The 16,681-nt window shown below is 71.4% G+C and carries 15 protein-coding genes; 5 read left to right on the top strand and 10 right to left on the bottom strand.

Annotated features, from left to right (window positions below; translation table 11 throughout):
- The first annotated feature begins 80 nt into the window (after positions 1–80).
- Positions 81–2,045: an asparagine synthase (glutamine-hydrolyzing) gene (gene asnB, locus ELY19_RS16250; RefSeq protein WP_126197153.1), complete on the top strand. Its 1,965-nt coding sequence runs from the start codon at positions 81–83 to the stop codon at positions 2,043–2,045.
- A 49-nt stretch (positions 2,046–2,094) separates the two neighbouring features.
- Here asnB and ELY19_RS16245 read toward each other — a convergent pair whose 3' ends face one another.
- The 5 genes from ELY19_RS16245 to ELY19_RS16225 form a co-directional block, all read right to left on the bottom strand.
- Entirely contained in the window at positions 2,095–2,748 is a 654-nt protein-coding gene (locus tag ELY19_RS16245) for a hypothetical protein (protein WP_126197152.1), read from the bottom strand.
- Positions 2,745–3,497 (bottom strand): MerR family transcriptional regulator, encoded by a 753-nt coding sequence (locus tag ELY19_RS16240; RefSeq protein ID WP_126197151.1) that lies wholly within the window; start codon positions 3,495–3,497, stop codon positions 2,745–2,747. The genes ELY19_RS16245 and ELY19_RS16240 overlap by 4 nt, the downstream gene beginning before the upstream one ends.
- A 139-nt stretch (positions 3,498–3,636) precedes the next feature.
- Positions 3,637–4,293 carry a PAQR family membrane homeostasis protein TrhA gene (gene trhA / locus ELY19_RS16235; protein WP_126197150.1) on the bottom strand — a complete coding sequence of 219 codons (657 nt, stop codon included), beginning with the start codon at positions 4,291–4,293 and terminating at the stop codon, positions 3,637–3,639.
- Positions 4,294–4,339: 46 nt separating this feature from the next.
- Positions 4,340–5,323, bottom strand: coding sequence for a carbohydrate kinase family protein (locus tag ELY19_RS16230; RefSeq protein ID WP_126197149.1), 984 nt, complete (start codon positions 5,321–5,323; stop codon positions 4,340–4,342).
- 89 nt (positions 5,324–5,412) lie between these two features.
- A complete protein-coding gene (locus ELY19_RS16225) occupies positions 5,413–5,760 on the bottom strand; it encodes a HesB/IscA family protein (protein ID WP_126197148.1) in 348 nt (115 codons plus the stop codon).
- Between the two features lie 121 nt (positions 5,761–5,881).
- On the opposite strand from ELY19_RS16225, the gene ELY19_RS16220 reads away from it, so the two are divergent.
- From ELY19_RS16220 to ELY19_RS16205, 4 genes are all read left to right on the top strand, one after another.
- The gene (locus ELY19_RS16220; RefSeq protein WP_126197147.1) at positions 5,882–6,568 is read left to right on the top strand and encodes a DUF3043 domain-containing protein; all 687 of its coding nucleotides are present in this window, start codon (positions 5,882–5,884) and stop codon (positions 6,566–6,568) included.
- Between the two features lie 3 nt (positions 6,569–6,571).
- Positions 6,572–8,254, top strand: coding sequence for a nicotinate-nucleotide--dimethylbenzimidazole phosphoribosyltransferase (gene cobT, locus ELY19_RS16215; RefSeq protein WP_126197146.1), 1,683 nt, complete (start codon positions 6,572–6,574; stop codon positions 8,252–8,254).
- A 31-nt stretch (positions 8,255–8,285) separates the two neighbouring features.
- Positions 8,286–9,011 (top strand): adenosylcobinamide-GDP ribazoletransferase, encoded by a 726-nt coding sequence (locus ELY19_RS16210; RefSeq protein WP_197715910.1) that lies wholly within the window; start codon positions 8,286–8,288, stop codon positions 9,009–9,011.
- A gap of 100 nt (positions 9,012–9,111) precedes the next feature.
- Complete coding sequence (locus tag ELY19_RS16205; protein ID WP_126197144.1) at positions 9,112–10,323, top strand: oxygenase MpaB family protein; 1,212 nt, start codon at positions 9,112–9,114, stop codon at positions 10,321–10,323.
- Between the two features lie 106 nt (positions 10,324–10,429).
- Here ELY19_RS16205 and ELY19_RS16200 read toward each other — a convergent pair whose 3' ends face one another.
- The 5 genes from ELY19_RS16200 to ELY19_RS16180 all read right to left on the bottom strand — a co-directional run bounded on the left by ELY19_RS16200 (position 10,430) and on the right by ELY19_RS16180 (position 16,653).
- Complete coding sequence (locus ELY19_RS16200) at positions 10,430–11,533, bottom strand: branched-chain amino acid aminotransferase (protein WP_126197143.1); 1,104 nt, start codon at positions 11,531–11,533, stop codon at positions 10,430–10,432.
- 87 nt (positions 11,534–11,620) lie between these two features.
- Positions 11,621–12,721 carry a glycine cleavage system aminomethyltransferase GcvT gene (gene gcvT / locus ELY19_RS16195; RefSeq protein WP_126197142.1) on the bottom strand — a complete coding sequence of 367 codons (1,101 nt, stop codon included), beginning with the start codon at positions 12,719–12,721 and terminating at the stop codon, positions 11,621–11,623.
- 10 nt (positions 12,722–12,731) lie between these two features.
- Positions 12,732–13,982, bottom strand: coding sequence for a uracil-xanthine permease family protein (locus ELY19_RS16190; RefSeq protein WP_126197141.1), 1,251 nt, complete (start codon positions 13,980–13,982; stop codon positions 12,732–12,734).
- A 20-nt stretch (positions 13,983–14,002) separates the two neighbouring features.
- Positions 14,003–15,340 (bottom strand): D-arabinono-1,4-lactone oxidase, encoded by a 1,338-nt coding sequence (locus ELY19_RS16185; RefSeq protein WP_126197140.1) that lies wholly within the window; start codon positions 15,338–15,340, stop codon positions 14,003–14,005.
- Positions 15,337–16,653, bottom strand: coding sequence for an alanine racemase (locus tag ELY19_RS16180; protein ID WP_126197139.1), 1,317 nt, complete (start codon positions 16,651–16,653; stop codon positions 15,337–15,339). Before ELY19_RS16180 ends, ELY19_RS16185 begins: the two co-directional genes overlap by 4 nt.
- Positions 16,654–16,681 lie beyond the last annotated feature (28 nt).

The following is a 16,681-nucleotide window of genomic DNA, read 5'->3' as shown; positions in this document are numbered from 1 at the left end:
TGGCGCGTCGTTTCGCGTGCCCGGGTGACGGGCCTGCGGCGTTCCGGCGGAAGGCGCCCGTTCCGGCATACTGGTCAACCGTGTGTGGCCTCCTGGGATTCCTGTCCGCCGATCAGCACGCGGGCGACGTCGTCGACGCGGTGACCGCCGCCGGCCGGTGCATGCGGCACCGCGGCCCGGACGAGTTCGGTGGGTCGTGGCACGACGACGACCTGGCGCTGAGCTTCAACCGCCTCGCCTTCATCGACATCGAGCACGCGCACCAGCCGCTGCGCTGGGGCCCGCCCGAGAACCCGGACCGGTACGCCCTGACGTTCAACGGCGAGATCTACAACTACCTCGAGTTGCGGCAGCGGCTCGCGGACGAGTTCGGCGCCGAGTTCCGCACCGAGGGAGACGGCGAGCCGATCGTCGCCGGATTCCACCACTGGGGCATCGACGGGGTGCTGGGACAGCTGCGCGGCATGTTCGCCTTCGCGATCTGGGACACCGAGAAGCGGGAGCTGACCCTCGCGCGGGACCCGTTCGGCATCAAACCCCTGTACGTCGCGACGGGCTCGAAGGGCACCGTCTTCTCGTCGGAGAAGAAGTCGGTGCTCGCGCTGGCCGACGAGGCGGGGCTGAAGCCGGGCCTCGATGCCCGCGCCGTGCAGCACTACACCGTGCTGCAGTACGTTCCCGAGCCCGAATCGCTGCACCTGGGCATCCGCCGGCTCGAGTCGGGCTGCTACGCCACCGTGGTCCCCGGCGGAGAGGTCGTCGGGCAGCGCTACTTCGAGCCCCGCTTCCCGGTGAAGCCCCTCGCGGGCGGGCTGGAGTCCGCCGAGGCGAAGGCCGTGTACCGCGATATCGCGGACGCGCTGCGCGACTCGGTGAAGATGCACATGCGCGCCGACGTGACCGTCGGGTCGTTCCTCTCGGGTGGCATCGATTCGACGGCGGTCGCGGCGCTGGCGATCCAGCACAACCCCGATCTGATCACCATCACCACCGGTTTCCAGCGCGAGGGCTACAGCGAGGTCGACGTGGCCGCCGAGTCCGCCGAGGCGATCGGCGCCCGGCACGTGGTGAAGACCGTCTCCCCCGAGGAGTTCCGCGACGCGATCCCGGCCATCGTCTGGTACCTCGACGATCCGGTGGCCGACCCTTCACTCGTGCCGCTGTACTACCTGGCCAAGGAGGCCCGCAAGCACGTCAAGGTCGTGCTGTCGGGCGAGGGCGCCGACGAGCTGTTCGGCGGCTACACCATCTACAAGGAACCGCTCTCCCTCGCCCCGTTCGACAAGCTGCCGGCCTGGGCCCGGCGCACCGCGGGCCGCATCGGCGACCGGATGCCCGAGGGCAAGCGCGGCAAGTCGCTGCTGCAGCGGGGCTCGCTGCCGCTCGAGGAGCGGTACTACGGCAACGCCCGGTCGTTCAACGACGCGCAGCTCGACTACGTGCTGCGCGACTTCCGGCCCGAGTGGACGCACACCGACGTGACCGCGCCGATCTACGCCAAGACCCGCGGGTGGGGTCCCGTCGAGCGGATGCAGCACCTGGACCAGTTCACCTGGCTGCGCGGCGACATCCTGGTCAAGGCCGACAAGATGACGATGGCCAACTCGCTCGAGCTGCGCGTCCCGTTCCTGGACAAGGAGGTCTTCCGCGTCGCGGAGACCCTGCCCGCCGACCTCAAGCTGGCCGGCGGCACGTCGAAGTACGCGCTGCGCCGTGCGCTGGAGGAGATCATCCCGCCGCACGTGCTGCACCGGAAGAAGCTCGGCTTCCCCGTGCCGCTGCGGCACTGGTTGGCCGGTCCGGAGCTGTACGACTGGGCGCGGAACGTCATCGAGGAGTCGCAGACCGACGAGTGGATCGACCGTCGCGCCGTGCTGGCGATGCTCGACGAGCACAAGGCCAAGGCCCCCGAGGGCTGGCCCGGCGGCACAGACCACTCCCGACGGATCTGGACCGTCCTGGTGTTCATGGTGTGGCACGGCATCTTCGTCGAGGACCGCATCCACCCCGCCATCGAGGAGCCGGTCTACCCCGTCCGCCTCTAGCCGTCGCGCTCGCGCTGCCCGGCGTGCCGCGTCGGCCGCGACGCCGACCTCAGCGCTCCGGCACCGCGGCAGCCGCCTCGCGCGCCCGCATCACCGCCGCGGCCAGGCGCTGCGGCTCATCGACGGTGCCGTGCACCGCCCGGATTCCGTTCCGCGCGACGCCGTTCACGACGACGAGGGCACCCGGCACCAACTCGAGCCGCAGGTTCGCGTCACCGCGCGCGAGCGTCGCATTCCCGTCGCCGTCTACCCTCCAGCCGGATCGGTCGAAATCCGGGAACCGCCCGGCGTGCACCACGTCGATCGCCTCCAGTCCGACGGCGACCTCAGCGCCCAGTCCGGTCCGCAGGTGCAGAGCACCGTCGTCGAGCGAATGCGGGCGGGTCACCATCCCGGCGTACACCGCGACGATCATGTAGACCGCGTACGCGTGGAGGCCCAATGCGATCCACACCCACGGCGACGGGCCGAGGATCACCCGGAGCAGTACCTCGACGACGACTCCTTCGAGGACGGTCATCGCGACGATGACCCACAGCAGGATCACGACGTCTCCGTGGTGCGAGAACGCCTCCCCCGCCGGCCGCCTGCGGAGGATCCAGCGGTACACGGCCACCGCACCCCGCGGTTCGGCGAGCAGCATCGTCACGACCCGCGCGGGCAGCACCTTGCGGAGCGCGGCCTCAACGCGCCAGAAACTCATCGCCGCGCCTCCAATCCGCGCATCACGAGTTCGATGCAGCGCCGCTGCGCGGCGGACATCCACTCCGCGGAGTCGAACCATGCGGTCACGTCGTCCGGCGCGATCCGCACGACATCCGTAACGGCGCCGGCCTGAACGGCGAGTCCGCCCGCGGCCGCGACGAGCCGTTCCGCGAGCGCGCGGACCTGCGGCGCGTCGGGCTCCACGGTGGTGAGCGCGTCGAACTCAGCAGCGATGTCGCCGGACGCCGCACCGATCGCCGGATCGTCGAGCGCGGCCTCGTACAGCTCTATCGCCCCGGGGACGACGCTGGTCAGCACTTCCATGACGGCCAGTTCCATGCGCCCGGCTGCACCATCGGGGTCGTATACTGCAGCGATCCGCCGCGCGATCGCGTCGACCCGTCCGGATACCACTGCGCCCGCTGCGGTGACGCGCAACTGCGCCAGACTGCGCCGGCGTTCCCGGATCAACTGCTCCTGGCGTGCGAGATCCGCATCCAGTTCCGCGAGCACCTCGTCGAGGTCGCGGTGCCGTTCGTCGCCGTCGAGCACGTCGGCGATCTCATCGAGCGACATGCCGGCCTCGGCGAGCCGCCGGATCCGGAGGAGGAGAACCACATCGGCCAGTGCATAGGTCCGGTACCCGTTCGACTCGCGCGCGGGCTCCGCGACCAGCCCGATCCGGTGGTAGTGCCTGATCGTGCGGGTCGAGACCCCGACGATGCGGGCGATGTCGCCGATTCTCATCTCTGCCTCCTGTGCCGATGGAAGCAGTACACACGTTGGCGCCGCGTCAAGGTCAAGGTCGGACGAGGCGCGGCCTTCGCTCGATTCGATCTCGGCCGTGCGCCGCCCCGAGTTCCCACGGCCGCGGTTGCACGGACGATCAGCGCAGCAGCGTGATCCACATGGCGATGTAGTGGCACAGCGCGGCGACGACGGTCGCGGCGTGGAAGAACTCGTGGTGCCCGAAGACGGCGGGCCAGGGATTCGGCCAGCGGGTCGCATACAGCACCGCTCCCCCGCTGTAGAGCACACCGCCGACGGCCAGCAGGACCGCCGCGGTCCAGCCGGCGCCGCGCACGAGGTCGCCGGCAACGGCGACGACGACCCAGCCGAGGGCGATGTAGAGCGGCACTCCGACCCACCGCGGCGCGTGCGGCCAGAGCACCTTCAGCGCGACACCGGCCAGGGCGCCGCCCCAGACGACGGCGAGCACCCAGCGCGCGACGGACGACGGCAGCGCGAGCACCGCGATGGGCGTGTAGCTGCCCGCGATGAAGACGAAGATCATGCAGTGGTCGGCGCGCTTCATCCAGATGCGCTGCGCGTCGGTCCACTTCCCCCGGTGGTAGGCGGCGCTCACCCCGAAGACGCCGATCACGGTGATCGCGTACACGAGCAGGCTGAGGCCGGCGGCGGCGCTCTCGCGGAAGCCCGCGACGACGAGCGGCACCCCTAGCACGGCGGCGCCGAGCGCACCGAACTGGTGGATCACGCCCCGCAGGCGCGGCTTGGCCTCGGGGGCACCGGCGATCGTCATGAACCTACGATACCGTAGGTTACTCGCCGGTAATCAGGTTTGTGACCTACAGCGCAGCGAGGATCTCTGCGGCGACGTCGGTCCCGTAGGCCTCGGCGAGCCGCTCGGCGGCGTCCTCGACGTCGTACTCCCAGGCCTGCGGACCGACCGTCTCGAGCACCTTGACCGCGACGTACGAGCCCAGCTGACCGGACCGTTCGTAGGACAGGCCGGCGTCGAGGCCCACGAGGAACCCCGCACGGAACGCGTCGCCCACGCCGGTCGGGTCGACGCGACCGCGGTCGGGCACCACGTCGACGTGGATCCGCTGCACGCCGTCCGCACCGTTGACCACGATGTCGGCGCCCTTCTCGGCGAGCGTCGTCACCCGGACCTCGACCATCTCGGTGAGCCGCTCGGCGCTGACGCCGGTCTTCTGCTGCAGCAGGTTCCATTCGTACTCGTTCGTGAACAGGAATTTCGCACCCTCGACGAGGTCGCGCGCCTCCGCGCCGTTCAGGCGCGCGAGCTGCTGCGACGGGTCCGCCGCGAACGGGATTCCGGCCTCGCGGCACTGCGCGCTGTGCAGCGTCATGGCGGCGGGATCGTTGGCGCCGATCACCACGAGGTCGAGGTCACCGACGGTCGCGGCGACGTCCGCGATGGCGATCTCTCGCGATTCGGCCATGGCACCCGAGTAGAAGGACGCGATCTGGGCCATCTCGGAGTCGGTCGTGCACTGGAAGCGCGCGGTGTGCGCGGTCTTCGAGACGCGCACGGCGCGGGTGTCGACGCCGGCGTCCTCGAGCCATGCCCGGTAGCCCTCGTCGAAGTCGGCGCCGACGGCACCGACGAGCACGGGCCTCCGGCCGAGCCGGGCCATACCGAAGCTGATGTTCGCGCCGACGCCGCCGCGCTGCAGGACCAGCTCCTCCACGAGGAAGCTCAGCGAGACGTGGGCGAGATGTTCAGCGAGCAACTGCTCGGAGAACTTCCCCTCGAAGCGCATCAGATGATCGGTGGCGATGGAACCGGAAACGGCGATCGACACGACGAAACCCTCCCGTGGTCGGCGACGGACGAATCCCGTCAGCCTAACCGCGAGAGGGTTCCGGACGCCTCGCGGGCGTCAGTCGTGCGTCAGTTGAACGAATCGCCGCAGGCGCACGAGCCCGTGGCGTTCGGGTTGTCGATGGTGAAGCCCTGCTTCTCGATCGTGTCGACGAAGTCGATCTTCGCGCCGATCAGGAACGGAACGCTCATCCGGTCGACCGACAGGTTCACGCCGCCGAACTCGGACACCACGTCACCGTCGAGAGTGCGATCGTCGAAGTACAGCTGGTACCGCAGACCCGCACATCCGCCCGGCTGCACCTCGATGCGCAGCGACAGGTCGTCCCGACCCTCCTGGTCCAGCAGCGCCTTCGCCTTCGAGGCAGCGGCCTCGGTCAGCACCACACCGGTGGTTTCGCTCTCAGCAGTAGTCATAGGTTCTCCTCACAGACGCACGTCGGTGTCTGCTTCAACGGTACTCCCCCGCCGCGCATTCCCGGGAGTCAGCATCACCCGCGTCGTGGCGCACCCGGCGCGATCGAATACCCTGGACGGCGTGAAACTCCCCTGGCAGAAGGCCGACGAATCGACCTCCGAGGCGGCCGAGGCCGCGGCAGCCGACGGCGCCGCCGAGCCCGCCGCCGATTCCCTCGCCAAGCCCTCGCAGACGCCGGGCAAGGGCCGCCCCACGCCCAGCCGCCGCGAGGCGCAGGGGCGCAAGCGCGGCCCCGTCGCGCCCGCGCCGATGACGCGGGCGGAGGCCCGCGCGCGGAAGAAGGAACTGCGCAACTCCATGAGCAAGGAGGAGCGGAAGGCGGCCGCGGCGGAGCGCCGCACGCAGGCCAACGAGCGCCGCGAACTCATGATGCAGGGCGATGAGCGGTACCTCCCCGTCCGCGACAAGGGCCCGGTGAAGGCGTACGTGCGCGACCTGATCGACGCGAAGCGCCACGTCTCCACCATGTTCATCCCGTTCGCGGTCGTCGTGATGGTGTTCATGTTCGTGACCGCCAACCGGCCGGAGATGGCGGGCGTGCCCATGCTGATCCTGCTGGTCATGGTCGCGGTGATGGCGATCGAGGGCATCCTCACCGGCCGCCGCGTCAACAACCGCGTCCGCGAGCGCTGGCCGGACACCACGGAGACGGGCTTCCGCCTCGGTTGGTACGCCTTCATGCGCTCCACCCAGCTGCGGCGCATGCGTATCCCGCGGCCGCGGGTCAAGCCGGGCGACGCGGTCTAGCCCGTGGCGCTCACCCTCGTTCTCGGCGGGGTCCGCTCCGGCAAGTCCGCCCGCGCCGAGCAGCTGATCGCCGCATCCGGAAGTCTCGTCCGGTACGTCGCCACGGCGCCGCGGCCCGACGGCGACCCCGACCTGGCCGCGCGCGTCGCCGCGCACCGCGACCGGCGCCCGTCATCGTGGTCGACGGTGGAGACGCAGGACCTGCGCGCCGTGCTGTCCGAGGGCTCCGTGCCCACACTCATCGACGACGTGGGCGGCTGGCTCGCCGCGCGGCTCGACGCCGCCGGGTGGAAGACGCCCGAGAACGTGAACGCCGACCTCGACGGCCTGGTCGCCGCCGCGGCGGCCTATGCCGGCGAATTGGTGATCGTGAGTCCCGAGGTGGGCCTGTCGATCGTCCCCGAGACCCACGCCGGCCGGGTCTTCCAGGACCTGCTGGGAGCACTCAACGCCAGGCTCGCGGCGATCGCCGACCGGGCCGAGCTCGTCGTCGCCGGCATCCCGGTCGCGCTCGACGGTGCGCCGCTCCCCGGCACGGGGATCGCCCCTGCGGCACCCGCTCCGCACCTGGTCAAAGAGGTTCCGGAGGTCCCGGCGGCACCGCCGATCGTGCTCCCGCCGTTCGAGCCGGGCGCCGACCCGCTCTCCTTCCCCCAGCTCTCCCCGCCCGACCCCTTCGTCGGCCGCGAGGCCCGCGACCGCCAGCTGGAGCTGACCAAGCCGGCGGGCTCACTGGGCCGCCTGGAGCAGCTCGGCGAGTGGATCGCGGCCTGCCAGGGCGTGTGCCCGCCGAAGCAGTTCGAGCGCGCGCGCATCGTCGTCTTCGCCGGCGATCACGGCGTCGCGGCGGGCGGGGTGTCCGCGTACCCGCCGGAGGTGACGGCGCAGATGGTGGCGAACTTCGCCGCCGACGGCGCGGCGATCAACGTGCTGGCCGCGCAGGCCGGGGCGACGGTCCGGATCGAGGACATCGCCGTTGCGGGCGACACTCGCGAGGACTTGAGCCGCAACAAGATCCGCCGCGCGTCGGGCGACATCGCCGTGACGGACGCGATGACGGACGAGGAGACGATCGCCGCGATCGCGGCGGGCCGCCGGATCGCCGACGAGGAGGTGGACGCCGGCGCGGACCTGCTCATCGCCGGCGACATGGGCATCGGCAACACCACTCCGGCGGCGGTGCTGGTGGGCGCGCTCACCGACACCGAGCCCGTGCTGGTCGTGGGCCGCGGCACCGGCATCGACGACAACGCGTGGATGCGCAAGGCCGCCGCCGTTCGCGACGGCATGTACCGCGCGCGGCCGCACACGGGCAACCCGAAGGCGTTGCTGCGCACCGTCGCCGGCGCCGACCTGGCCGCGATGGCCGGGTTCCTGGCACAGGCCGCGGTCCGGCGCACCCCGGTGATCCTCGACGGCGTCGTGGTGACGGCGGCGGCCCTGGTCGCGAACGATCTCGCGCCCGGTGCGGTCAGCTGGTGGGTCGCCGGGCACAAGAGCCCCGAGCCCGCGCACGCGCTCGCTCTGCACCGTCTGGACCTCGAGCCGCTTCTTGACCTGGGCCTGCGCCTCGGCGAGGGCAGCGGCGCGGCGCTCGCGCTGCCGCTCGTCCGCTCCGCCGTGGCCGTGCTCGGCGAGATGGCCACGTTCGACGCCGCCGGCGTCTCCGGGAAGGCCGCCGACTGACGTGCGGCACCTCGCCGCCACCGTCGCTTGGATGACGGTGCTGCCCGTGCCCGGCTCGCTGCAGCCGAGTCCGGTCACGCGCGCCGACGGTGCCCGCATCATCGCCCGCGTCCCGCTCGCGGGTGCTCTCGTGGGGGCGGTCGTGGTCGCGGTCGCGTGGGCCGCGCACGCCGCGGGCCTCCCGACGGTGCTGGCCGGCGCCCTGGCCGTCGCGACCGGGGCGCTCGTGACGCGGGGCATGCACCTCGACGGATTCGCCGACTGTGTGGACGGCCTGGGCAGCTACGGCCCGCCGGAGCGGGCGCGCGAGATCATGCGCCAGGGCACCGTCGGACCGTTCGGCGCCGCCGCGCTGACGCTCCTCCTGCTGGCGGAAGCCGCCGCGGTGGGCGCGCTCGCCGATCGCGGCGCGTGGCTCGCGATCGGCGTCGCCGTGGGCGCCGCCCGGGTGGCGGCCGTACTCGGGTGCCGGAGGGGCTGGGCACCGTCGAACCCCGACGGCTTCGGGGCTCTCACGGCGGGCACCCAGGGCCTCGCGGCGCAGGTCCTGTGGATCGCCCTCGCTCTGGCCGCCGCGGTGCCGACGGCGCCGGAGCGCCCGTGGCAGGGCCCCCTCGCCGTGGCGGTCGGCCTCCTCCTGGCGACGGTCGCGATGCGGCACTGCGTGCGCCGCTTCGGAGGGATCAGCGGCGACGTCCTGGGGTTCGGTATCGAGCTCGCGACCGTGGTGGCGCTCACCGTGTTGTGCGTACCGTGACACCGAGACCGCGCCCGGAAGTTCAGGAACATTCTCCCACCATGGAAGAACATCGGCTAACTTAGATGCGAGGCCCGATCGCTCGAACGACGAGGTGGACATGTCCGCACCAGCACCCGTGCACGTACCCGTGCGTCATCCCGACCGTCCCCGGCGAGTGCCACCGGGCATCCGCATGGTGAGCCTGGCGCTGCGCCTCCCGGAGCCCACCGAGGCGGAGTTCCGCCGGTTCGGCGAGCTCCTCACGGTCGGCGACGCACCGATGGATGAGCTCGTCGACTGGATCTACCAGGATCGCGAGACACGCAAGCCGATGTTCGACCGGGCCCTGAACGAGGGCATCGCGTCCGTCCCGGAGGCGCCCGACATGCTGCGGGAGTTCTTCGAGGAGATGGAGACCGCGCCGGACTGGGTCGATTGGGACAAGATCCTCCTCGGCGGCCAGCTCATGCGGAGCGGCGGCGCGGACGGCTTCTCGATCGCCCGCGACGTTGCGCTCATGGGCGGATACCTGTTCTCCGGCTTCAATCAGACCCTGCTCCGCACCGGTGCGCTCGAGAAGGGGTCGAACAAGCGATTCGCGGAGACCTCCCAGTGGGCGCTCGACGTGATCGTGCCCGACGGGTTGCGGCCGGGCGGACCGGGCTACCGGTCCACACTGCACGTGCGATTCATCCATTCGGTGGTGCGACGGCACGTCATGGCACTCCCCGATTGGGATTACGAGACCTACGGCCTGCCGATCAACCAGACCGATATGGCGGCCACACTGGTGGGCGCGCTCATCGCGCCCGTCGCCACGGGCATCGGGATCGGAATGCTCGCGCACCCGAGGGAGTACGAGGCCGCCGCGCACCTGACGAGATACGTCGGAAGGCTCATGGGCGTGCACGACGACTTCCTGCCGCACAGCTTCCGCGACAGCCTACGGATCCTGTTCCAGACCTCCCGGGCGCTGTCCACGCCGGACGAGACGAGCCGGGCGCTCGCGCAGCCGATGGCGGATGACCCGATGCGGTGGGAGTTCGGGCCGCTCACCGGGCTCAGGCGCAGGATCGCCCGTTCGCAGCACCTGTCGATCGCGACCGCCTACCTGGGCGCGGCGGCGATGAAGGAGCTCGGCGTCCCGCCGACCCTCCCCTGGTATCCCGCCCTGCGTATCCCGCTCCACCTCGTCGAATCCGCCCTCAACCAGCTGCCGGGCGGCCGCGAGCGCGCAGCCCGCCGTGGCGACGCGAGCCAGGCCAAATTCATGCGCGCCCTGAACGAAGAGGCGGCCGTCGGCCATTCGGCGCATCACGTCACTGCGTAGCCGCCGAGGGCGGCATGGAACTCGGGGGAGTTCGTCGCGAGTGCCGCGTACTGACGCGAACGACCCGCACCGAATCGGTGCGGGCCGCGGGCGTCAGGCGGGCGAATCAGCCGAGCGTGTGCATCCAGCCGTGCGTGTCGGGCACGGTGCCGCGCTGGATACCGGTGAGGGTCTCGCGCAGGGCCATGGTGATCTCGCCCGGCTGGCCGTCACCGATGGTGAAGTCCTCCTGGGCGCCCTTGACCCGGCCGACGGGCGTGATGACGGCGGCGGTACCGCAGGCGAAGACCTCGGTGATGGCACCGGAGGCGACGCCCTCCTTGAGCTCGTCGACGGTGATGCGGCGCTCTTCGGTCTCGAAGCCCGCGTCGCGCGCGAGCTGGAGGAGCGAGCTACGGGTGACACCGGGCAGCAGTGAACCGGACAGCTCCGGGGTGACGATCCGGGCCGACGAGCCGGAGCCGAGGACGAAGAACAGGTTCATGCCGCCCATCTCCTCGATCGCCTCGTGCTCGATGGCGTCGAGCCACACGACCTGGTCGCAGCCCTGCTGCGCGGCCTGGGCCTGCGCGACGAGGGAGGCGGCGTAGTTGCCGCCGCACTTCGCGAAACCGGTGCCGCCGGGAGCGGCGCGCACGTACTCGCGGGAGAGCCACACGGAGACGGGCTTCACGCCGCCCGGGAAGTAGGCGCCCGCGGGCGAGGCGATCACCAGGAACCGGTAGCTGTTCGACGGCTTGACGCCGAGGGTCTCCTCGTCGGCGAAGATGAACGGCCGGAAGTACAGGGCCTCCTCGCCGCCCGCGGCGGGCACCCACTCGCCGTCGATCGCGACGAGCTGCTTGAGCGACTCGACGAAGACGTCCTCGGGCAGCGGCGGGATCGCGAGCCGCTCAGCGGAGCGCTGGAAGCGTGCGGCGTTGGCCTCGGGCCGGAACGTGGCGACGGAACCGTCGGGCTGGCGGTAGGCCTTGAGGCCCTCGAAGATCTCCTGCGCGTAGTGCAGCACCGACGCCGACGGCTCCATGGGGATCGGGCCGTAGGGCAGCACCTCGGGCGCGTGCCAGCCCTGCTGCTCGTTCCAGCGGAGCGAGATCATGTGGTCGGTGAAGTACCTGCCGAATCCCGGGTTCGCCAGGATCTCGGAGCGCTCAGCCGCAGAGCGGGGGTGGTCGTTGCGGGTGAGGGCGAAGGCCGTGCCAGTTGTCATGGGATCTGATTCTACGACCCGCGCGCGCGGGCGCGGGCCGTACCAATCAGTAGGAACCCCGAGTATTTTTCCGGGGCCTCTGCGGAGCTACTTGGTGTTCGCCTCGACGAACGGCGGCAGGGTCACTTCGCACTCGATCGCACGGCCGCGCACGTCCACGCTGACGACGGTGCCCTTCTCCACGCCCGCCGTGGAATCGATGAGCGCCAAGGCGATTCCGGTCTTGAGCGTGGGACTGAAGGTGCCCGACGTGGTGGTGCCGATCGGCTCGCCATCGGCACCGAGGACCGTCAGGTCGGCGCGCAGCACGCCCTTGCCGGTGGCACGGAGCCCCCACAGTCGACGCGCGGGGCCGGCCTCCTTCTCGGCCAGCAGGGCCTCGCGGCCGACGAACTCGGGCTTCTTCCAGCCGACGGCCCAGCCCGCGCGCGCCTGGACGGGCGTGATGTCGACGGTGAGCTCGTGCCCGTGCAGCGGGTAGCCCATCTCGGTGCGCAGGGTGTCGCGGGCGCCGAGGCCGGCGGGCTGGCCGTCGCGCGCCGTGATCTCGGGCAGCAGCGCCCGGAAGACCGTCTCGGCGTCGCCCCACGCGGGGATCAGCTCGTAACCGTGCTCGCCGGTGTAGCCGGTGCGGCAGACGCGCACGGGCGTCCCGTTCAGGGAGGCGTCCTGGTAGGCCATGTACTCCATGTCGGTGGGCAGCCCGACGGCCTGCAGCACCTCGGCGGACTTCGGGCCCTGCACGGCCAGCACCGCGTAGTCGCGGTGCTGGTCGGTGACGGTGATGCCCTCGGGTGCGCGCTCGCGCAGGTGCGCGACGACCGCGGCGGTGTTCGCGGCGTTGGGCACGAGGAACAGCTCGTCGTCGGAGACGTAGTACACGATGAGGTCGTCGATCACGCCGCCGGATTCGTTGGTGCACAGGGTGTACTGGGCCTTGCCGGGATGGATCTTGCCGAGGTCGGCGGTGAGCACGCGGTTGACGAAGTCCTTGGCGCCCGGCCCGGCGACGGTGGCCTTGCCGAGATGGCTGACGTCGAAGATCCCCACGGCCTCGCGGACGGCGGTGTGCTCGCCGACGGTCCCCGCGTACTTGACGGGCATCGACCAGCCGCCGAACGGCGCGAACGCCGCCCCCAGCTCGGTGTGCACGGCGTTCAGGGGGCCTTCGATCAGCGTCTCACTCATGCCCGGCACTCTAGTCCAGGGCCGCGCTGCCGGATCGGCCCAACAGCCGCATCCCCTGGTAGATCACGATCGCGGCGACGGAACCGAGCGCGATACCGGTGAAGGTCACGTCGCCGACGGACCAGGTGAAGTCGGCGATGCCGATGATGAGGGGCACGGCCGCGGTCAGCTGGTTGATCGGCTGCGAGAAGTCCACGCGCGCCTCCACCCAGATCCGCACGCCGAGGATGCCGACGAGGCCGTAGAGCGCGGTCGTGATGCCGCCGAGCACGCCGGGCGGGATCGACGCGATCACGGCGCCGACCTTCGGCGACATGCCGAGCAGGATCGCGGCGACGCCCGCCACCCAGTACGCGGCCGTCGAGTACACGCGGGTCGCGGCCATGACGCCGATGTTCTCCGCGTAGGTCGTGGTGGCCGATCCGCCGCCGGCGCCGGCGAGCACCGTCGCGAGCCCGTCGGAGGCGAGCGCACGCCCCATCACCGGGTCGTAGTCCTCCCCGGTCATCTGCGCGACGGACCGCACGTGCCCGACGTTCTCCGCCACGAGCACGAGCACCACGGGCAGGAACATGGGCAGAACGGCCCACGAGAACGACGGGGCGTGGAACTCCGGGAAGCCGACCCACGACGCCGCCGCGACCTTCGAGAAATCGACCTCGCCCCGGATCCAGGCGACCACGTACCCGATCAGCACCGAGGTGAAGATCGCGAGCCGGCCGAGCATGCCCTTGAACAGCGCGAGGGACAGGATGAGGCACACCAGCGTGATCGTGGCCGTCACGGCGGCCTTCTCGTAATTCGCCTTCGCCGCCGGGGCCAGGTTGAGGCCGATCAGCGCGACGATCGCGCCCGTCACGACGGGCGGCATCAGCTTCTCGATCCACGCGGTGCCGACGAGATGCACCACGCCGCCCACCAGGATCAGCAGCGCCCCCACGGCGACGATGCCGCCCAGCGCGCTGCCCGTGCCCTGCGAGGCGGTCGCCGCGGTGATCGGCGAGATCACCGCGAAACTCGACCCGAGGTAGCTGGGCAGCCGGTTGCCGGTGATCACCAGGAACAGCAGGGTGCCGACGCCGGAGAACAGCAGTGTCGTCGCCGGCGGGAAGCCGGTCAGGACCGGCACCAGGAACGTGGAGCCGAACATCGCCACCACGTGCTGCACGCCGATGCCGAACGTCTTGGGCCAGCTCAGCCGCTCTCCGGGCCCCACCACGCCCGCACCGTCAGTGGTCGGCGTCCAGCCGAAAGTCTTCATGGCCGGAAATCATGCACGAGTCAGCGGCCGAGCACCGCGTCCAGGTGGTCGTTGGCGAACACGCGGTCCGGGTCGAGCTCGTCCCGCACGGCCAGGAAGTCGTCGAACCGGGGATAGGCCTCGCGGAAGAAGTCGGCGGTGCGCGTGTGCATCTTGCCCCAGTGCGGGCGCCCACCGTGCTCGATCATGATCCGCTCGACCTCGGCGAAGTAGTCGCCGGGCCTGTCGCGGACGTACCGGTGCGCGGCGATGTACCCGGACTGCCGCCCCGAGGCCGTCGACAGCATGAGGTCGTCGGCGGCGGCGACGCGCACCTCGATCGGGAAGGTCAGGTTCCAGTCGTGCGTCTCGGTCGCGGCCTTGAGCGCGGCGAACGCCGGCATCGTGTTCTCCAGGGGCACCGCCCATTCCGTCTCCCGGAAGCGCACAGAACGGTCGGTCGTGAGCACGTTGGTCGAGTAGTCGATCTCGGTGTGCTCGGAGAGCATCGACGTGGCGAGCGAGACCAGCCGGGGCGTCAGCGACGGGACCGCGCGTCCCGCCTCGCACACGGCCAGCAGGGCGCCGGTCCCGACCACCTTGTCGTCGACGAACCGCCGCACCGCGCCGATCGGCTTGCGCTTGTGGTCGCCCGGCCGGCGGATCTGCGACTTGGTCAGCGTGCCGTCGGTCCCCGGGAACCAGAAGAACTCGAAGTGATCCACTCCGCGCACGCGCTCGACGAAGCCGTCGACCGTCTCCGCCAACGCCATCGGCGCCTCAGTGGCCTCGAGCACGAACCGGTCCACGCACTGCAGCGTGACCTCGACGAGGATCCCCAGCGCGCCGAGCCCGAGAGCCACGGCCTTCAGCCGCGGATCGTTCTCGCCGAGGGTGACCACCTCCCCCGTCCCCGAGACCAGGGTCGCCCCGACCACCTGGGTGGCGATCCCGCCGAAGGCGAGACCGGTACCGTGCGTGCCCGTCGAGATCGCGCCGGCGATGGTCTGCCGGTCGATGTCACCGAGATTCGCCATCGCGAGACCGTACGGCTCGAGCAGCGCGGGCACGTCGTAGAGGCGCGTGCCGGCGCGCAGGGTCACGCGCTTGGCGTCCACGTCGACGGTGACGAGACCGCCCTGGTGGTCGGGCGCGAGCGCCACGTCGCGCGGTGCGGAGATCGCGGTGAAGGAATGCCCGGCGCCGAGGGCCTTGACGGTGCCGCCGCGCTCGCGCGCCCGCTCGACGGTGCGCACCACGTCCTCGATCTTCGCCGGCCGCGAGACGTAGGACGGGAACGCCGACGCGGTGCGTCCCCAGTTGCGCCACTCGCCGACCTTGCCGGTCAGTTGGCCCAGGCCCGGAATCCACTTGTTCACAGGAAGCACTTCCCCTCGCCGCGGTAGGTCGGGACCGTGGTGTGCACGGCACCGTCGGAGACGATCACGATGTCGTCAGCGTGTTCGGCCGGCTCCCCGGCCTTGGTGTGCCGGAACCACACCCGGTCGCCGAGCGAGATCCGGTCGGCCCGGTCCCCGGTGAGCGGTGTCTGCACCTCCCCCGCTCCCTCCCGGCCGGTCAGTGACAACCCCTCGGGCCAGACGGGGCGCGGCAGCCGGTCGGAGCCCGGCGCGCCGGAAGCGATCCAGCCACCACCGTGGCAGGTGACGGTGTCCCGTGCGGGACGCCGGACGACGGCGAGTCCGAAGCCCATCGCGGGCGCCGGCCGGAAGTGGGAGTAGCCGTCGAACAGGTGCGGCCCGTACAGGCCGCTGCCCGCGGCGATGTCGGTGATGTTCGGGTCCTCGGCGTTGCGCTCCAGCGAGCCGGTGCCGCCGCCGTTGACGAACTCGAGGTCGGCGATGCGACGCAGGTCGGTGAGGATCTCGCGGCGGCGCGCCACCAGCTCGTCCCACGAGGCGCGCTGCATGGTGCGCAGCAGCGCCCCGGCTCCGGGCCGGCGGATGCTCAGGTCACCGACGCCCGCGATCTGGGCGTCGTAGGTCATGACGCCCACGAGCCGGAAACCCTTGCGTCCCGCCACCGTCGCCGCGAGGACCGAGGCCTGGGCGCGGGTCCGGACCGGCGATCGGCGCGCGCCGATCGCGCCCAGCGCGGGGGCGTGGTACGAGGCGTCGACGTCGATGCAGACCCGCAGTTCGGGACGGCGACTCGGCGGCACGGCCGCGTCGATGAGGTCGAGTTGCTCGGCGTCGTCGATCATCAGCGTCACCCGCATCGTCGCGGCCGGGTCGGCGGCCAGCGCGGCGATCGCCGCGAGGTCGGCGCTGGGGTACGCCACGAGCACATCCGTGCAGCCGGGGCGGGCGGCGCCGGCGTGATCCACGCCGTCGGCCGCGAGCCAGTGGGCCTCGGCGACGTCGTACGCGAGCACGCCCGCGTACCCCGGCACCCGCAGCAGCGCGTCGAGCACCGGCCGCGAGCGGATCGACTTCGAGGCCACGCGGATCGGCTTGCCCGCCGCGCGGCGCAGCATGTCGGCGACGTTGTAGCGCAGGGCATCGAGGTCGGCGGCGAGGATCGGCGCGTCGAGCCCGTGGGTCGCGGCGTCGATCGTGGCCCAGTAGGACGCGGGGTCGATCTCCCAGTCCCGGTCGAGCGACGACGGTGCCGCCGCCAGGTCCAGTGCGCCCGCTCCGGTCGTGGTCTCGCCCGTGCCGTTCCCCGTCATGAGCACCGATCGTACGTGCGGAGGGGGT

It is taken from the genome of Tsukamurella paurometabola, from assembly GCF_900631615.1.
GTDB lineage: Bacteria > Actinomycetota > Actinomycetes > Mycobacteriales > Mycobacteriaceae > Tsukamurella > Tsukamurella paurometabola_A.
This window is presented reverse-complemented; position numbering and strand designations above follow the sequence as displayed.